This window comes from Dyella sp. LX-66 (assembly GCF_018599165.1).
In the GTDB taxonomy this organism is placed as follows: domain Bacteria; phylum Pseudomonadota; class Gammaproteobacteria; order Xanthomonadales; family Rhodanobacteraceae; genus Dyella_D; species Dyella_D marensis.
In genome coordinates this window covers 369186-386273 of sequence record NZ_JAHFVJ010000001.1, presented here as the reverse complement: position 1 = coordinate 386273, position 17088 = coordinate 369186, and the positions used below count along the sequence as shown (strand labels likewise).

At 68.9% G+C, this 17088-nt stretch carries 15 protein-coding genes and 1 riboswitch; of the genes, 3 read left to right on the top strand and 12 right to left on the bottom strand.

The genetic code is table 11. The annotated features are described in order from the left end of the window. Window positions 1-14 precede the first annotated feature (14 nt). The 11 genes from KK141_RS01700 to KK141_RS01650 form a co-directional block, all read right to left on the bottom strand. The gene (locus tag KK141_RS01700) at window positions 15-1010 is read right to left on the bottom strand and encodes a diguanylate cyclase (protein WP_214569741.1); all 996 of its coding nucleotides are present in this window, start codon (window positions 1008-1010) and stop codon (window positions 15-17) included. Further along, window positions 1007-1570, bottom strand: a complete 564-nt coding sequence (locus tag KK141_RS01695; protein WP_345777551.1) for a chemotaxis protein CheB — start codon at window positions 1568-1570, stop codon at window positions 1007-1009. Before KK141_RS01695 ends, KK141_RS01700 begins: the two co-directional genes overlap by 4 nt. 7 nt (window positions 1571-1577) lie before the next feature. Further along, on the bottom strand, window positions 1578-2441 hold the full coding sequence (locus KK141_RS01690; protein WP_214569739.1) for a protein-glutamate O-methyltransferase CheR: 864 nt from the start codon (window positions 2439-2441) through the stop codon (window positions 1578-1580). Further along, window positions 2438-6094: a response regulator gene (locus KK141_RS01685; RefSeq protein WP_214569738.1), complete on the bottom strand. Its 3657-nt coding sequence runs from the start codon at window positions 6092-6094 to the stop codon at window positions 2438-2440. Before KK141_RS01685 ends, KK141_RS01690 begins: the two co-directional genes overlap by 4 nt. 73 nt (window positions 6095-6167) lie before the next feature. Then, window positions 6168-7100 carry a type II CAAX endopeptidase family protein gene (locus KK141_RS01680; protein ID WP_214569737.1) on the bottom strand — a complete coding sequence of 311 codons (933 nt, stop codon included), beginning with the start codon at window positions 7098-7100 and terminating at the stop codon, window positions 6168-6170. 15 nt (window positions 7101-7115) lie between these two features. Further along, a complete protein-coding gene (locus KK141_RS01675) occupies window positions 7116-8717 on the bottom strand; it encodes a peptide chain release factor 3 (protein WP_214569736.1) in 1602 nt (533 codons plus the stop codon). 87 nt (window positions 8718-8804) lie between these two features. Next, window positions 8805-8996: a hypothetical protein gene (locus KK141_RS01670; RefSeq protein ID WP_214569735.1), complete on the bottom strand. Its 192-nt coding sequence runs from the start codon at window positions 8994-8996 to the stop codon at window positions 8805-8807. A gap of 45 nt (window positions 8997-9041) precedes the next feature. After that, window positions 9042-9536, bottom strand: a complete 495-nt coding sequence (locus KK141_RS01665) for a GFA family protein (RefSeq protein WP_214569734.1) — start codon at window positions 9534-9536, stop codon at window positions 9042-9044. Window positions 9537-9568: 32 nt separating this feature from the next. Continuing rightward, a complete protein-coding gene (locus KK141_RS01660; RefSeq protein ID WP_214569733.1) occupies window positions 9569-10231 on the bottom strand; it encodes a M24 family metallopeptidase in 663 nt (220 codons plus the stop codon). 5 nt (window positions 10232-10236) lie between these two features. Further along, window positions 10237-10590: a DUF1304 domain-containing protein gene (locus KK141_RS01655; RefSeq protein ID WP_343820498.1), complete on the bottom strand. Its 354-nt coding sequence runs from the start codon at window positions 10588-10590 to the stop codon at window positions 10237-10239. Between the two features lie 59 nt (window positions 10591-10649). Further along, entirely contained in the window at window positions 10650-11393 is a 744-nt protein-coding gene (locus tag KK141_RS01650) for a 2OG-Fe dioxygenase family protein (protein WP_214569732.1), read from the bottom strand. 210 nt (window positions 11394-11603) lie between these two features. Beyond that, a riboswitch (SAM riboswitch) is annotated at window positions 11604-11719 on the top strand. Between the two features lie 79 nt (window positions 11720-11798). On the opposite strand from KK141_RS01650, the gene KK141_RS01645 reads away from it, so the two are divergent. From KK141_RS01645 to KK141_RS01635, 3 genes are read left to right on the top strand one after another with little or no spacing between them, the layout of a single operon-like run. Next, on the top strand, window positions 11799-12818 hold the full coding sequence (locus KK141_RS01645) for a homoserine O-succinyltransferase (protein WP_214569731.1): 1020 nt from the start codon (window positions 11799-11801) through the stop codon (window positions 12816-12818). Window positions 12819-12865: 47 nt separating this feature from the next. After that, the gene (gene metB / locus KK141_RS01640) at window positions 12866-14071 is read left to right on the top strand and encodes a cystathionine gamma-synthase (RefSeq protein ID WP_214569791.1); all 1206 of its coding nucleotides are present in this window, start codon (window positions 12866-12868) and stop codon (window positions 14069-14071) included. Then, on the top strand, window positions 14068-15156 hold the full coding sequence (locus KK141_RS01635) for a homoserine dehydrogenase (protein ID WP_214569730.1): 1089 nt from the start codon (window positions 14068-14070) through the stop codon (window positions 15154-15156). Before metB ends, KK141_RS01635 begins: the two co-directional genes overlap by 4 nt. 179 nt (window positions 15157-15335) lie before the next feature. Here KK141_RS01635 and KK141_RS01630 read toward each other — a convergent pair whose 3' ends face one another. Beyond that, complete coding sequence (locus KK141_RS01630) at window positions 15336-17000, bottom strand: APC family permease (RefSeq protein ID WP_214569729.1); 1665 nt, start codon at window positions 16998-17000, stop codon at window positions 15336-15338. Window positions 17001-17088 lie beyond the last annotated feature (88 nt).

The window sequence follows — 17088 nt, the reverse complement described above, 5'->3', positions numbered from 1 at the left end:
TACGGCGCTGTTTTTCAGGGAGCCATGACGCAGCAGTTCTTGCCGTCTTCCTTGGCCTTGTACAGCGCGCGGTCGGCGGCCTGGATCAGGTCTTCGTCGCTGCGCGCATCGCCGCTCCACAGCGCGATGCCCTGGCTGGCGCTCACCTGCGCCACGAAGGGGCCGCGGCTGCCGTCCAGCGGGTAGGGCGCGGCCAGTTCGCCGCCCAGCTCCTGGCAGCGGTGCAGCAGCCCCGCGGCATCGGACACGTCTTCCAGGATCAGCGCAAATTCGTCGCCGCCCAGGCGCGCCACGGTGTCGTTCGCGCGCAGCGCCGTATGCAGGCGCGCGGCGATCGCACGCAGCAGCGCATCGCCGGCCGGATGCCCGTGTTCGTCGTTGACGCCCTTGAAGCCGTCGATGTCCAGCAGCACCAGCGCGAACGCCACGCCGTGGCGCGGCGCGCGCTGCATGGCGGTGCGCAGGCGGTCGTGGAACAGCACGCGGTTGGGCAGGCCGGTGAGCATGTCGTGGGTGGCCTGGTGGCGGATCTGCGCCTCCACCCGTTCGCGCTCGGCCATCTCGATGCCGAGCTGGCGGTTGCGCTCGGACAGCTCGTCCAGCGTGGCGCGCAGCTGCGCGCGCGCTTCGTACAGCTCCAGGAACACGCGCACCTTCGACTGCAGGATGGCGTCGTTCACCGGCTTGGCGATGTAGTCCACCGCGCCGAACCGGTAGCCCTTGAGCCGGTTGATGTCGTCGGCGTAGGCCGCGGTGACGAAGATGATCGGCGTCTCCTGCAGCTGGCCGGATTCGCCCAGCAGCGAGGCCACCTCGAAGCCGTCCATGTCCGGCATGTTCACGTCCAGCAGGATCAGCGCGAACTCGTGGTCCAGGCACATCGCCAGCGCCTGGTTGCCGCTGCTCGCTTCCAGCAGCTCGGCGCCGCAATCGGCCAGCAGCACGCGCATCGCCACCAGGTTGGCGTGGGTGTCGTCGACGACGAGGATTTTCGGGCGGGCGATATTCATGCGAGACAGAGCCGGTTGAGCAGCGAAGGAATCTCCGCCAGGGGCAGGCAATGGTCGGCGCCGGCGCGCTCCAGCGCGGCCTGCGGCATGGTCGGCACTTCCGCGTCGCCGGGCTCCTGCACGATGGCGATGCCTCCCTGCGCGCGGATCGCCGCCAGTCCTTCGGCGCCGTCGCTGTTGGCGCCGGTGAGCACCACGCCAACCAGGCGTTCGCGATACGCCTCGGCGGCGGAGTCGAATAGTACGTCGATCGAAGGACGCGCGTAGCTCACGCGCGGGTCCACGCTGAGCGCGAAGCGGCGGTCATGCTCCAGCAGCAGGTGATAGCCGCTGGGCGCCACGTGTACCGTGCCCGGCTGCGGCAGTGCGCGTTCGCGTGCTTCGGTCACCGCCAGGCGGGTATGCCGCGCCAGCAGTTCGCACATCAGCTCGACCGTGGCCGAGCCGGTATGGCAGCACACCAGCAGGGTCTGCGGCAGGCGCGGATCCAGTTGCGCCAGCAGCCGCTCCAGCGCGGTGAGGCCGCCGGCCGAGCATCCGATCGCGATGGCTTCCGGCACCGCCACCTCAGGCCGCCCGCGGCGCCTTGGCGCCGAGCCGGTAGATGCGCAGGCCCGCGTCCACGGCCGTGAAATCGGCGGCCGAGGGCGCGAAATCCAGGCTTTCGCGCGTGCCCAGGCAGAGGAAGCCGCCGCGCACCAGGCTGTCGCGGAACAGGCCCAGGGTGCGGTCCTGCAGCGGGTCGGAGAAATAGATCAGCACATTGCGGCACAGCACCAGGTGCGCTTCGCAGAACACTTCGTCGGTGACCAGGTTGTGGTTGGCGAAGATCACGTTGCGGCGCAGGCTGCCGTCCAGCTTCAGCAGTTCGTAGCGTGCGCTGTAGTAGTCGGCGAGCGTATGGCTGCCGCCGGCCGCCAGATAGTTGCGCGACCACAGCTGCGCCTCGCGTGCCGGATAGATGCCTTCCTGCGCATGGCGCAGCGCGGCTTCGTTGAAGTCGGTGGCGTAGATCTGGGTGCGGTCGTACAGCCCGGCTTCTTCCAGCAGGATGGCCAGCGAATAGACCTCCTGCCCGTGCGCGCAGCCGGCCTGCCAGATATTGATCTGCGGATACGAAGCCAGCATCGGCAGCACCTGCTGGCGCAGCGCGCTGAATACTTCCGGGTCGCGGAACATTTCCGACACTGGCACCGACAGGCCTTCCAGCACCGGCGCCAGGAACGCCGGCTCGTGCAGCAGGCGGCCGGTGAGCGCGCTGATGGTGTCGGTATGGTGCGCGATCACCAGCTGCTGCACGCGCCGCTTGAGCGAGGCCGGCGCGTACTGGCTGAAGTCGTAGCCGTGGCGCGCCTGCAGCGCGCGCACGAACAGTTCGACCTCGATGTCCTCGAGTTCGCCGTCCGTCCTGCCGGCGCCGCGCTCCTTCATCGGTGCAGCCACACGCGCAGCATCGACGACAGCTTGTCGATGTCGATCGGCTTGGACAGATAGTCGTTGGCGCCGGCTTCCAGGCATTTCTCGCGGTCGCCGCGCATGGCCTTGGCGGTGAGCGCGATGATCGGCAGCTTGGCGAAGCGCTGCTGCGCGCGGATCTCGCGGATGGTGTCGTAGCCGTCCATCACCGGCATCATGATGTCCATCAGCACCACTTCGACGCCGCTCTGCTCGTCCAGCGCCTTCAGCGCCTTCTGGCCGTCCTGCGCCATGTTCACCTGCATGCCCCAGCCGCGCAGCACCTTGGACAGCGCGAACAGGTTGCGCATGTCGTCGTCCACCAGCAGCACCTTGCGCCCGCTCAGTTCGCTGGGCATGCCGTTGACGGCCGGCGCGTGCGCGGGTGCGGCGGCCGGCGCCGCCGCGCGCGCGTGGCCGCCGCGGATGCTGTGCAGGAACAGGCTGACCTCGTCCATCAGGCGCTCCGGCGAGCGCGCGCCCTTGATCACGATGCTGTCGGTGTACTGGCGCAGCTTCAGGCTTTCCTCGCGGCTGAGCTCGCGGCCGGAATAGATCACCACCGGCGGCACCTTGCCGCCGTTGCCCATGCGTTCGAGGAATTCCATGCCGGACATGCCGGGCAGGCCCAGGTCCAGCACGATGCAGTCGTACTCGGCCTCGCCGGTGCGCTGCAAGGCTTCCTCGCCGCTGGCGGCCTCGTCGATGGTGACGTCGTCGCCGCGCAGCAGGGTGCGCATGGCGGCGCGCGAATCGGCGTCGTCGTCGACGATCAGCAGGCGGCGCGCCTGGCCTTCGGCGAAATGCAGCATGCGCTCGAAGGCACCGTCGATCGATTCGCGGCTCACCGGCTTGGTGAGGAAGCCCACCGCGCCCAGCTCGCGTCCGCGGCTGGCGTCGTCCACCGCGGAAATGAAGTGCACGGGGATATGCCGCGTGACCGCGTTTTCCTTCAGCCGCGCGATCACCGTCCAGCCGTCCATGCCCGGCAGCATCACGTCGAGCAGGATGCCGGTGGGGCGGAAGCGCTGCGCCAGCTGCAGGCCGGACTCGCCGTCGGCCGCGGCCAGCGCGCGGTAGCCCTTGCGGCGGACCATGTCGGCGAGGATGCGCGCGAACACCGGGTCGTCCTCCACGATGAGGATGGCGGTGTCGCCCTCGGCCAGCGTGTCGCGGTCGTCCTCGATGCTTTCCGGCAGCAGCGCGCTTACCGGCGCGGGGCGCGGTTCGGCCGCGGCGCCCGGGGTCGGCGCGGGTGCGGCGGTGCCGTCCGCGCGCTCGGGCAGCAGCATGGTGAAGATGCTGCCGCGGCCTTCCTCGCTGTCCAGCACGATGTCGCCGCCGAGCAGTTCCACCAGCCGCCGCGAAATCGCCAGGCCCAGGCCGGTGCCGCCGTACTGGCGGCTGGTGCTGGCGTCGACCTGTTCGAAGGCGTTGAACACGCGCTCGGCCTTGGCGCGCGGGATGCCGATGCCGGTGTCGTGCACGGCGATGGCGATGGCCGGCTTGCCCTGCAGCGAAGCCGGCAGCGCCAGGCCGGACGGCGGCCGCGCGATGCGCACGGTGACGCCGCCCTGGTGGGTGAACTTGAACGCGTTGCCCACCAGGTTGTTGGCCACCTGTTCGAGTTTGGCGGCGTCGGTAAAGATGCCGGCCGGCACGCCGGCTTCGATCTCCACGCGGAACTCCAGGCCTTTTTCCTGCGCCACGTGGTTGAAGGTGCGCTTGAGCGTGCGCTCCAGGTCGGCCAGCGGCAGCTCGGCCAGCACCAGTTCCATCTTGCCGGCTTCGACTTTGGACAGATCCAGGATGTCGTTGATCAGGCGCAGCAGGTTGCTGCCGGAGTCGTGGATGATGCGCGCCGATTCCACCTGCTCGCCGTCGAGGTTGCCTTCGCGGTTCTCCGCCAGGCTGCGCGACAGGATCAGCAGGCTGTTCAGCGGCGTGCGCAGCTCGTGCGACATGTTGGCGAGGAACTCCGACTTGTACTGGCTGGCGCGGGCCAGCTCGTCGGCTTTCTCCTGCGTCTCGTGCTGCAGCGCTTCCAGCATGTGCTTCTGCTGGTTGAGCGTCTCGCTTTTCTGGCGCAGCTCCTCGTTGCTGGCCTGCAGCTCTTCGGTCTGCACGCGCAGTTCTTCCTCGGAGGCCAGCAGGCGCTGCGACTGCTCCTGCAGCTCGTGCGTCTTCAGGCTGAGCTCTTCGTTGCTGGCCTGCAGCTCGTGCTGCTGGTTGCGCAGCGTTTCCTCGGAGGCGCGCAGCTCGTCGGCCTGTTCGCGCGTGCGGTTGAGCAGGTCCTTGGTGCGCAGGGCGCGGCCGAGGTTTTCCAGCGACAGCGCGGCGATCGGCAGCAGTTCGTCGAGCAGGTTTTCCTGCGCGTAGCTCAGGTGCTTGAAGCTGGCCAGCTCCAGCACGCCCATCAGCTTGTCGCGCGACAGCAGCGGCAGCACGCTGATGCTCGACGGCGAGGCCTCGCCGGTGGCGGAATGGATGCGCACGTAGTCGGCCGGTACGTCCTGCAGGGTGATCGGCTTGCGCTCCAGTGCGCATTGGCCGACCAGGCCTTCGCCGAGCGCATAGCGCGTGCTCAGATGGCGGCGCTCGCGGTAGCCGTAGCTGCCTTGCAGTTCGAGGCTGCCGTGCTCCTCGTCGAAGCCGTAGAACACGCCCACGCCCGCTTCCAGCAGCGGCACCAGGGTGCCGGTGAGGCGGTCGCCGAATTCGCGCTGGTCGGAAACCTTCTGCAGCTCGCCGGAGATGTCGGAGACATTGCCCTTGACCCAGGTCTGCGCCGCCGTCTCGATCGCCATCTGCTTGAACACCAGCAGGGCGCGCGCGATCTCGCCGATCTCGTCGCGGCGTTCGGTCTGGCGGATCTCCACCGTGTGGTCGTGCTGGGCCAGGCGCGTCATCAGGTCGGTCATGCGGCGGATCGGCCGCGTGATCAGGCGGTAGGTGAGCCGCACCACGGCCAGGCCGAACAGCACGGTGATCAGCATGCCGGCCCAGGTCACCGCGCGCACGATCACCTCGTCGCGGCGCTGCGCGATTTCGCGCTGGCTGAGCAGGGCGGCTTCGGTGGCGTCCATCTGGTTGATCAGGCCGACCACGTCGTTGCCGGTGACCGTGCGGTGTTCCATGTAGGTGGCCTGGGCGCGCGAACGCAGCAGCGCCACCTCGGCGTCGCCGGAGACCTTGATCGCGTTCACTGCTTCGATGCCGTTGCGCTGCGCTTCCTGTTCCCACTGCGTGGTCATTGCCTGCACGCGGTCCAGGCGGGTCTGCTGCAGCGGGTTGTCGGCGGTGAGCTTGCGCACCGTATCGATGCCGACCTGCCAGCGGCGGTTGCCGTTCTGGAAGGCGGCCAGTTCCTTGGCGCTCTGGGTGAGCAGGTAGCCGCGCACGGCGGCCTGGCTGTCCTGCAGGCCTTCGATGATGTCGTCCAGCGCCTGGCGCACTTCATAAGTATGGCGCGACCACTGCCAGCTCTCGTCCTGCCGCGACAGCGAGAGCAGGGTGACCGAGCCGCTGATCACGAACAGCAGGGTGAGGCTGCCGATGGCCAGGAGGATCTTGCGCTGGATCGGCTGGTGCGCGAGCCAGGAATACTGGCGGGGGGCGGTGGTGGCCATGCGGGTTCCCTGTATCGATGGCCCGGCGCACAGCCTTCTGCCAGGCGTTCGGCGCAGGGTAGCGCAGCGGGCGTCAGCCCGGTGTGGTTGGTACGGCGGAAGCGCGCCGCCGCCATGCCGGCGGCACGATCGAGCCGCGGCGCAGTGCGATCGCCAGCAGCACGCCGCTGAGCGTGGTGCACACCAGCAGGGCGACCACCGAGGCCTCGGCGCCGAAGTCGCCGCCGCTGAGCCAGCTCGGGCCGGTCATCTTCGCGACCAGGAAGCCGTCCGGCGGCAGGCCGGAAACGGCGATGCCGAAGACGGTGCCCTGCAGCACGTTCCAGGCCAGATGCATGCCCGCGCAGATCCATAGCGAGCGGGTTACGTGATAGAGCAGGCCCAGCAGGATGCCGGCCTCGATCGCGATCGAGAGCGAGCTCCACAGCGTGGCGCCGGGGTTGTTCAGATGCACGGCGCCGAAGAACAGCGCCGAAATGGCCAGCGACCACCAGGTGCCCAGCCCTTCCTCGACGATGCGGAACAGCACGCCGCGGAACAGGATCTCCTCGCCCAGCCCGGCGCCGATACCCACCACCAGCACGGCCGGCGCCCAGTCGGCAGCGGGGTTGGTGTGCAGCACGTGGTAGCTGCCCAGCAGCCACAGTACGGCCACGGTGAGGCTCATCAGGCCGATGCCGATGGCCAGGCCGAAGCCGCCCTGTGCGGGCAGGCGGCGCAGCGACAGCTCGGCGACAGGCCGGCGCTCCACGCCGCGCACCAGGACCACGTAGGCGAGCAGGGCCGGTACCAGCCGTTCGATCATCTGCGCCACGGCGAACAGCAGCGGATCGGCATTCTTGGCGTTCCAGCCCAGCACATGGAACACCGTGCCGATCAAGAAGCCCGCGGCGATCATCGTCACCACGAAGTTGACGATGCGCCCCAGCGGCGAGAACACCAGCCGGCGTTGCCAGACGGTGGCGTGGGCGGGGGTGACGAAGGCCAGCTGGGAGTTAGCGTCCATGCGTTCCTTGGAGAATCAGACGTCGACGGAGGCGGCGTGCTCGCGCGTGGCCGAGAAGCGTACCTGCGGCCAGCGCTCCTGCGCCAGCTGCAGGTTGACCCGCGACGGCGCCAGGTAAACCAGCTCGCCGGCCGCGTCCACCGCCAGGTTCATGGCGTTCTTCTCGCGGAATTCTTCCAGCTTCTTTTCATCGCTGCAGTGCACCCAGCGGGCGGTGACCACGCCCACCGTCTCGAACGCGGCGTCGACGCTGTACTCGTCCTTCAGGCGATACGCCACCACGTCGAACTGCAGCACGCCGACGGCGCCCAGCACCAGGTCGTTGCTCATCAGCGGGCGGAAGAACTGCGTGGCGCCTTCTTCGGACAGCTGCGCCAGGCCCTTCTGCAGCGCCTTCATCTTCAGCGGATCGCGCAGGCGCGCGCGGCGGAACAGTTCCGGCGCGAAGTTGGGGATGCCGGTGAAGGACACCGGCTCGCCCTCGCTGAAGGTGTCGCCGATGCTGATGGTGCCGTGGTTGTGCAGGCCGATCACGTCGCCGGGGAAGGCGCTTTCGACGATCTCGCGGTCGCTGGCCATGAAGGTGAGCGCATTGGCGATGCGTACTTCCTTGCCGGTGCGGGTCTGGATCATCTTCATGCCGGCGGTATAGGTGCCGGAGCACACGCGCATGAAGGCCACGCGGTCGCGGTGTGCCGGGTCCATGTTCGCCTGGATCTTGAACACGAAGCCGGTGAGTTTTTCCTCGGTCGGCTCGATCTCGCGGCCCAGGGTGGAGCGCGGCTTGGGCGAGGGTGCGTGCTCGACGAAGAAGTCCAGCAGCAGCTGCACGCCGAAGTTGTTCACCGCCGAGCCGAAGAACACCGGGGTGAGCTTGCCATCCAGGTATTGCTGCAGGTCGAACGGATGCGAGGCGCCCTGCACCAGTTCCAGTTCGTCGCGCAGTTCCTTCATCGCTTCGGTGCCGATCGCGGCTTCGAGGCCGGGCGCGTCGAGGCCCTTGAAGATGGTCGAATCCTGCCGCGTGAAGTTCTTGCCCGGCTCGAACACATGCACTTCGTCCAGCAGCATGTGATAGACGCCCTTCAGGCGCTTGCCCATGCCGATCGGCCAGGTCAGCGGCGCGCAGGCGATGCCGAGCACGGATTCCACTTCGTCCAGCAGCTCGATCGGCGAGCGGCCCTCGCGGTCGAGCTTGTTGATGAAGGTCATGATCGGCGTGTCGCGCAGGCGGCACACCTCCATCAGCTTGATGGTGCGCTCCTCCACGCCCTTGGCGCAGTCGATCACCATCAGCGCGGAGTCCACCGCGGTCAGCACGCGGTAGGTGTCTTCCGAGAAGTCCGCGTGGCCCGGGGTGTCGAGCAGGTTGACGATCTTGCCCTCGTACGGGAACTGCATCACCGACGAGGTGACCGAGATGCCGCGCTCCTTTTCCAGCGCCATCCAGTCCGAGGTGGCATGGCGCGCAGCCTTGCGCCCCTTCACCGAGCCGGCCATCTGGATGGCGCCGCCGAACAGCAGCAGCTTTTCCGTGAGCGTGGTCTTGCCGGCGTCAGGGTGGCTGACGATGGCGAAGGTGCGGCGGCGGAGGGTTTCGTCGAGGTGGGTGTACATGGCGGGGCGGCTGGAGATGCGAAACCACTAATGATACCAGTGGTCTGGCCGTGCTCTGGGCTTTGTGGAAAAGCCAGGGAGCGGGACTTATTTCAGCCAACGCGCCATACGTGCTCTAGCCAGCGGTTGAGGCAGGTTGCGGCCTTCCTCGTATGCCCGCTCGCCCTTGGTGATGCCATCCAGTAGGGCCGTGCGTCGTTGAAGCTGCTCGAAATCAGCAAATTCGCTGAGCGTCTCGGACGTCGGATACTCAAGTGGGGTGCTGGGTTTGGTATGCATGAAATCGATACTGAAGTGCCGTAGTTGGCGGCGCAATACGATGTTTCACGTCGCCGGAGGTCCTTCCAGCGCCACCCGCCGCCGCTCCAGGCTCTCCGCCGTCCACACCTCGCTGCGCCGGTAGAACTCCGGCACCGCCCGGGCGCCCTCGGGAATCACCACCCAAGGCTGCTTGCTGGCGGTGAAGACGTGGATGTCCGGCGGCAGGCGGTCCGGGTCGTCCAGGGTGCCTACGCGCACGTAGGCGAAGGTGGCGCCGCCGCCGGCGTAGTGGCTCCACAGGGCGACCATGCAGTCCGGGCAGCGGGCCACCTGCTGGCCCTTGCCGCTGAAGCTGGGGATGGTTTCGACCAGCGGGCGGCCGCGCAGCAGGCGCAGGCGGTCGGTTTCGATCATGGCGTTGAGGGCGAAGGCCGAGCCGCTTTCGCGCTGGCACCAGCGGCAGTGGCAGCAGTGCACGATCAGCGGGCCGCTGGCTAGGCGGTAGCGGACTTCGCCGCAGGTGCAACCCCCATCCAGGGGCAGGAACTCGACCGCCATCGCGCTGGCTCCCGAGATTCGGACGGCCCAGCCTACTCGACCAGCAGGTCCTCGTAGAAGGCGCCGTAGGACTCGCTGGGGTGGGCGATCTGGATCTCCAGGATCCACAGGCCGCTGGACGGGGCCTGCTCCAGCGTGCCCAGGTCGCCGGCCTTGTGGATGGCATGGGGGAAATCGCCCACGCGGTGGCCCTTGATGGCGTGGTTGAGGCGCCAGCCCATCGCTTCGGCCCGCTCGGCGGCGAAGGCGTACAGCGCTTCGCCGCTCAGGCCCTGGGTACGCCAGGCCGCGGCCACTTCGTCGAACAGGGTACGGGCGGCCTCGGCGCAGGCGTGCCTGGCCGGGTCGGCGCCGGTGGTGAAGGTGTCGCCGACGTCGCCCTCGTGGCCGTCGAAGACCAGGCCGAGGTCGATGAAATAGATGTCGTCCACGCCCAGGCGCAGGGCGGGGTCGGAGGCTTCGCGGAAGGTCTTGAGGGTGTTGGCGCCGATGCGGATCACCACCGGGTGCCACAGCCGCTCCATTCCATGGGCGCGGAACACCTCGGCTGCCTCGGCCCGGGCTTCCTCCTCGCTGATGCCCGGGCGCATGCGCTCGCGGATGCCCTGCAGCACGGCCCAGCTGCGCTCGCGGGCGCGCAGCATCAGGGCGGGGTCGTAGGGGGCGCCGACGGCTTCGCGCGGGGTCGCGGTCATGGCGCTCAGATCCACAGCAGGATCAGGCCCAGCGCCGCCGGCACGGCCTGGAACAGCAGGATGCGGCGCGAGGCGGTAAAGCCGCCGTAGAGCCCGGCCACCAGCACGCAGCCGAGGAAGAAGCGCGCTACGGCGAGGCCGTCCGTGCCCAGCCACAGCGACCACAGCAGGCCGGCGCTGAGAAAGCCGTTGTACAGGCCCTGGTTCGCCGCCAGCACCTTCGACTGCGCGGCGAATTCCGCGGTGGTGCCGAAGGCCCTGCGGCCGGCCGGCTTATCCCACAGGAACATTTCCAGCACCAGGAACCATACGTGCAGCACGGCGACCAGGGCGATGACGATTTGGGCGGCAATGGACACGGCGGCTCCTTGGTTGAACCTGCATTGTAGGTGGCGGTGAGCCGCAGGCGCACCCCGGCTCAGGCCTTGCGGAAGGTCACCACCAGCACGTCGCGGTGCGCGGCCCGGCCGGGGTCGCGCGGCATCACCGGCGTCACCCCGTGGAACACCCGCGCATCGTCCACCAGCGCCGCATCCAGCGGGTGGGTGAGGGTGAAGCTGCCCAGCAGGCTGCCGTCGGCGGTATGGATGGTGGTGGTGCCGCTTTCGATGTTCTCGCGGTCCACCAGGAGCACCAGCACGTAATCCACCCCGTCGCGGTGCACGCCCTCGGGCGTGGGCTCGCCGGCCAGCCCGGCGCGGGCCTCGATGCGGAACTGGTGCACCTCGATGTGCCACTGCGCCACCTGCGGCGCCAGTGCGCCGAAGAAATCGCGGGCGAAACCCAGGATGCGCTGCAGGCTGGCGCCTTCGGCGATGGCCGGGCGCACCGGCTCGAACCAGCGTTCGATGCCGCCCTGCAGGTTGTTGTAGTCCAGGCTCTGGTAGTGCGGCTGCTGCAGGCGCAGCTCGAACGGGCCCGCCGCGCCGGCCGCGAACACCGCATGGCGGCGGCGCCGGTGGCGGCCCTTGGCGGCCAGGTAATCGTCCGGGCCCAACTCGTTCCAGCTGCCGGCGAATGCCGCCCAGTCCGCCATCGCCTGCCGGGAGCCTTCTTCCAGCAGGTGCTCCATCGCCAGGTGGGTGGCGAAGGCGAAGCCGTCGCGCTGGAGCAGCTCGCGCAGGGCCGGGGCGGACGTGGCCTGGTGTTCGGGGGCGGTCATGGGCGTCCCGGGGGAGTGGGAAAGCGGCCAAGCATAGCGCCGACGCGGGCGCGGCACATGGCCGGCGCGCGGCCTGCCGCAGGGCGGCTGGCGCCTTGCCTGGCGCGGCTTGGCGGGCGTTGTGCGAATAATCTTGAAACGATTGGGCGTGTAGACGTTTAGACGGCCAAACTATTGACAGCGCCGCGCGGGCGCCGATACAGTCCGCATCACTCATCGAGACCGGCTGAGGGACAGGCCCTTTGAAGCCGGGGCAACCTGCGGGATTTCCCGCCACGGTGCCAACTCCTGCGGAGGCGCAATCAGGCGCCGCCGAGAGATGGGCGAGCTTCGTGCCGGCACTCATGCCGGCCGCGTGGCGACCTCTCTCCGATCCGCAGGGCGATGCCCGAACCGGAGAGCGAGATGTCCAGCCAGCCCCAGCCCGTCACCAGCGCCGCAGCCTCCTGTATCCAGGCGGGCGTTGTCCGCGCGGATCTCACGACGCAGCGCAGCTCCCGCCGCATCCGTCTCTCGCCCAAGTACGGCAGCCGCCCCTGCGAAGTCGACGTGCGCTACCTGTGGTGCGGCGCGCCGGACGCGCCCACCGTGATCGTGCAGGGCGGCATTTCCGCCAACCGCGAAGTGGTGGCGCTGGATGACGAAGCCACCCCCGGCTGGTGGCAGGAAGCCGTCGGCGCCGGCCGCCCGATTGACCTCGACCGCTACCGCGTGCTGTGCATCGACTGGCTGACCCCGGCCGAACTCGACGGCGCCACCGCCGTCTCCAGCGAAGACCAGGCCGACGCGCTGGCCGCCCTGGTCGAGGCGCTGGGCATCGTGCGCGTGCATGCCTTCATCGGTTCTTCCTACGGCGCCATGGCCGGCCTGGCCTTCGCCGCGCGCCACCCCTATGCGCTGGACCGCCTGGTGCTGCTGGCCGGCGCGCACCGCCCGCATCCGCTGGCCACCGCGCAGCGCGCCGTGCAGCGCGGCATCGTGCGGCTGGGCCTGGAGACCGGGCAGCCGGAGCAGGCGCTGTCGCTGGCGCGCCAGCTGGCCATGACCACTTACCGCGGCAGCGAGGAGTTCTCGCGCCGTTTCACCGCCGCGCCGGAATTCCGCGAAGGGCGCTTCCATTTCCCGGTCGAGGACTACCTGGTGCACCAGGGCCGCCGCTTCGTCGAGCGTTTCGACGTGGAGCGCTTCCTCGCCCTGTCCGAATCGATCGACCTGCACGACGTGACGCCGGAGCGCATCGCCGCGCCCGCCACGCTGATCGGCTTCCCGTCCGACCGCCTGGTGCCGCTGTCCGACCTGTGCGAACTGCAGCGCCGCCTGCATGGCCCGGCCACGCTCGAAGTGCTCGAGTCGCCGTACGGCCACGACGCCTTTCTCAAGGAAACCCATCGCCTCGCGCCGCTGCTGCGCGAAGCGCTGGCCTGAACCCATTCGTCCCCACGCTTTTGCGCACCAGCAAACAAGAAACGGAGATCACCATGAGCGACACCACCGCCCCCTGTAGCACCAGCACCTGCGCGGTGCGCGCCGGCATCGAGTCCGACACCCAGCACGGCGCGGTGGTGCCGCCGCTGCACCTGTCGACCAACTACGCCTTCGAAGGCCTGGGCGGCAAGCGCGCCTACGACTACTCGCGCAGCGGCAACCCCACGCGCGATCTGCTCGGCAATGCGCTGGCCGAACTGGAACAGGGCGCGGGCGCGGTGGTGACGGCCAGCGGCATGGCCGCGGTGGCGCTGGCGCTGGAACTGGTGCCGGCGGGCGGCCGCGTGCTGGCCGCGCACGACTGCTACGGCGGCACCTGGCGCCTGCTCGACGCCTGGGCCAAGAAGGGCCGCTTCACGCTCGACTTCGTCGACCTCACCGACAGCGTGGCGCTGGCCGCCGGCCTGGCCAGCAAGCCCTCGCTGGTGTGGGTGGAGACGCCGTCCAATCCGCTGCTGCGCATCACTGACATCCGCCACGTGGCGCAGGCCGCGCACGCTGCCGGTGCGCTGGTGGTGGTGGACAACACCTTCCTCTCGCCCGCGCTGCAGCAGCCGCTGGTGCTGGGCGCGGACGTGGTGGTGCATTCCACCACCAAGTACATCAACGGTCACAGCGACGTGGTGGGCGGCGCGGTGATCGCGCGCGACCAGGCGGTGGCCGACCAGCTGAAGTGGTGGGGCAACTGCAATGGCCTCACCGGCGCGCCGTTCGACAGCTTCCTCACCCTGCGCGGCCTGCGCACGCTGAGCGTGCGCCTGCGCCAGCACCAGGAAAACGCACACCGCATCGCCGACCTGCTCGACGGCCACGCCGCCGTGCGCAAGGTCTACTACCCGGGCCTGGACAGCCACCCCGGCCACGCCCTGGCCGCGCGCCAGCAGGTCGGCTTCGGCGCCATGCTGAGCTTCGAGCTGGAAGGCGAGGTGGCGCAGATCGAAGCCTTCGTCAACGAGCTGCAGTATTTCTCGCTGGCCGAATCGCTGGGCGGCGTGGAAAGCCTGATCGCGCACCCGGCCTCCATGACCCATGCCTCGATGGCGCCGGAAGCGCGCCGCACCGCCGGCATCGCCGACAGCCTGCTGCGCATCTCGGTGGGCATCGAGGACGGCGACGACCTGGTGCGCGACATCGACGCCGCCCTGGGCCGCGCCTTCGCTTCGCTGGCCAACAAACGCCGGGTGAACGCATGAGCGCGGTGCTGGCGGAAGCGGACGTCCAGACGGCCAGGCCGGCCGCTGCCGCCAGCGGCACGGCCATCGTGCTGCTCGGCACCGGCGTGGTCGGTGGCGCGCTGCTCAAGCTGCTCAATACGCCGGCCGCTGCCTCGCTGCAGCTGGTGGCCGCGGCGAACTCGCGCCGCCAGCAGACCGATCCCCAGCAACTGGCCGACCGCGCCCTGCGCGAGAAGCTCAAGAGCCATGGCGACCCGCGCGACGACGCAGCCCTGCTGCGCGCGCTCGACGCCAGCGGCGCGGCGGTGAAAGTCATCATCGACGCCACCGCCAGCGCCAGCCTCGCCGCACGCCACGCCGACTGGCTGGCGCGCGGCTATCACGTGGTCACCGCCAACAAGGCGCTGGCCGGCGGCGAGCTGCCGGGCTGGCGCGCGCTGCAGGCGGCGGTGGCCGAAGGCGGCCGCTATGGCGATTCCGCCACGGTGGGCGCCGGCCTGCCGGTGCTGTCCACCCTGCGCCGCCTGCGCGGCTGCGGCGATGCGCTGCTCACGCTGGAAGGCGTGTTCTCCGGTTCGCTGTCCTACCTGTTCAACCAGTACGACGGCAGCCAGCCGTTCTCCGCGCTGCTGCGCGAGGCACGCAAGCTGGGCTATACCGAACCCGATCCGCGTTCCGACCTGTCCGGCGAAGACGTGGCGCGCAAGCTGCTGATCATCGCTCGCAATGCCGGTTTTGCGCTGGGCACCGACGAAGTGGACGTCGAAAGCCTGGTGCCCGAGGCGCTGCGCAAGGTCGACACCGACACCTTCCTCGCCCGCCTGGAAGAACTCGACGAACCGCTCGCCCGCCGGCATGCCGAGGCGAAGGCGCGTGGCGGCGTGCTGCGTTTCCTGGCGCGGCTCAATCAGCGCGGCAAGGCGCGGGTGGGGCTGGTCGAAGTGCCGGCGACGCATCCGGCCGCGCGGCTGTACGGCACGGACAACCAGTTCGCGCTCACCACCACGCGCTACCACTCACAGCCGCTGGTGATCCAGGGGCCGGGTGCGGGGCCGGAGGTGACGGCGCAGGCGTTGCTGGGCGATGTGCTCGCTCTTGCCTGACCTCGACGTAGGTTGGGGTGAGCCAACGGCGAACCCCAACATCACCACCTTCAAGCGCATCGCATTGTTGGGGTTCGCCAGCGGCTCACCCCAACCTACGCCGGCTTCCGTCGCCGGGACCGGAGCATAAAAAAACGCGCGGCTCTCACCGCGCGTTTTTATTTGGACGTCCGCAAAGCTCAATGCTTCGCGATGCGCTCCGACTCGAACTCATCCGGCGGCACCACCGGCGCGCCCGGATGCGCCTGCGCCTCCAGCTCGGCCGCTTCCACCGACGGCGTGCGCCAGCCGGACTTCACGCCCCAGAGATAGAACACCAGGCCGACCACGGCGACCACGCCCAGGTCCATGCCGTAGCTGAGGTAGCCCTTGCCGCCGAACGTGGTGCTGCCGGCCCAGGACACCAGGGCCAGGGTGGGCAGGTAGAAGATCAGCCACCACGCGCCCTTGAGCTGGCGGCCGAAGTCGTGCCAGCCGGCCTTGAGCTGGTAGTAGAAGTACACCGGCAGGGCCACGACCATCAGCAGGATGATTTCGCCCGTCAGCGGCCACTTCGCCCAGTACAACAGTTCCGTCGCCATGATGAAGGCAACGCCGGCCAGCACCGGCAGGCCGGCGATGCGCAGCGGGCGGTGCAGGTTGGGAGCGGTGCGGCGCAGGGTCATCGCGCTGACCGGGCCGGTGAGGTAGGAAATGATCGTCGCCACCGAGATCACCGCTGCCAGCGTGCCCCAGCCGCGGAACTTGAACAGGAACAGATACGACACCGCAAGGTTGAACCACATCGCCGGACGCGGGATGCCCCACTTCGGATGGATGCGGCCCAGCAGCTTCGGCAGCGTGCCGTTGCGCTCCATGCCGTAGATCATGCGCGCCGTGGTGGCGGTGTAGGTGATGCCGGTACCGCTGGGGCTGATGAAGGCGTCGACGTAGAGCAGCATCGCCAGCCAGTGCAGGTTGACGATGATTGCCAGCTCCGCGAACGGCGAGCGGAAATCGATACCGTGCCAGCCGGACTTCGCCAGCATCTCCGGCGGCACCGCGCCGAGATAGGCCAGCTGCAGGATCACGTACACGATGGTGGCCAGCACGATCGAGCCGATCACCGCGAACGGAATGCTCTTGCCCGGGTTGTGCGCTTCGCCGGCGAGGTTCACCGGGCTCTGGAAGCCGTTGAAGCTGAATACGATGCCCGCGGTGGCCACGGCGGTGAGCACCGCGGCGAAGTCGATCGCATGCGCGTCGCCGTGCACGCCCACCGAGAAGTTCTCGCTGTGGAAGCCGCTGGCGATCAGCGCCAGGCCGGTGGCGGCCGGCACGATCAGCTTGAACACGGTGATGGCCGTGTTGGAGCGGGCGAACAGCTTCACGCTCCAGAAGTTGAGCAGGAAGTACACGATCACCAACACGGCGGCGATGGCGATGCCCGCGTTGCTGAGCTCGCCGCTGCCGTCGGGCATGTGCATGTACAGGTCCTGCGCCCACTTCCACGGCCACGAGGCCATGTACTGCACCGACGCTTCGGCTTCGACCGGGATCACCGACACGATGGCGATCCAGTTGGCCCATGCGCCGATAAAGCCGACCAGCGAACCGTGCGAGTAGTGGCTGTAGCGCACCATGCCGCCGGACTCGGGGAACATCGCGCCCAGTTCCGCGTAGGTCAGCGCGATCGTCATGATGATGGCCGCGCCGAGCACCCAGGCCCAGATGGCGCCGGGTCCCGCCAGGCCTGCCGCGCGCCACGCGCCGAACAGCCAGCCGGAGCCGATGATGGAACCCAGGCCGGTAAGCATGAGCGCAAAAGGACCGACGTCGCGCCGGATGGAGCTGGAAGAGGACATGCAAACTCCCGCAGGATCTGGATCTCGAAGGCCGCCCCCGCGGACGGCACAAGGGCCGGATGATGACAGCCCCTAGCGCGGCTGTCAG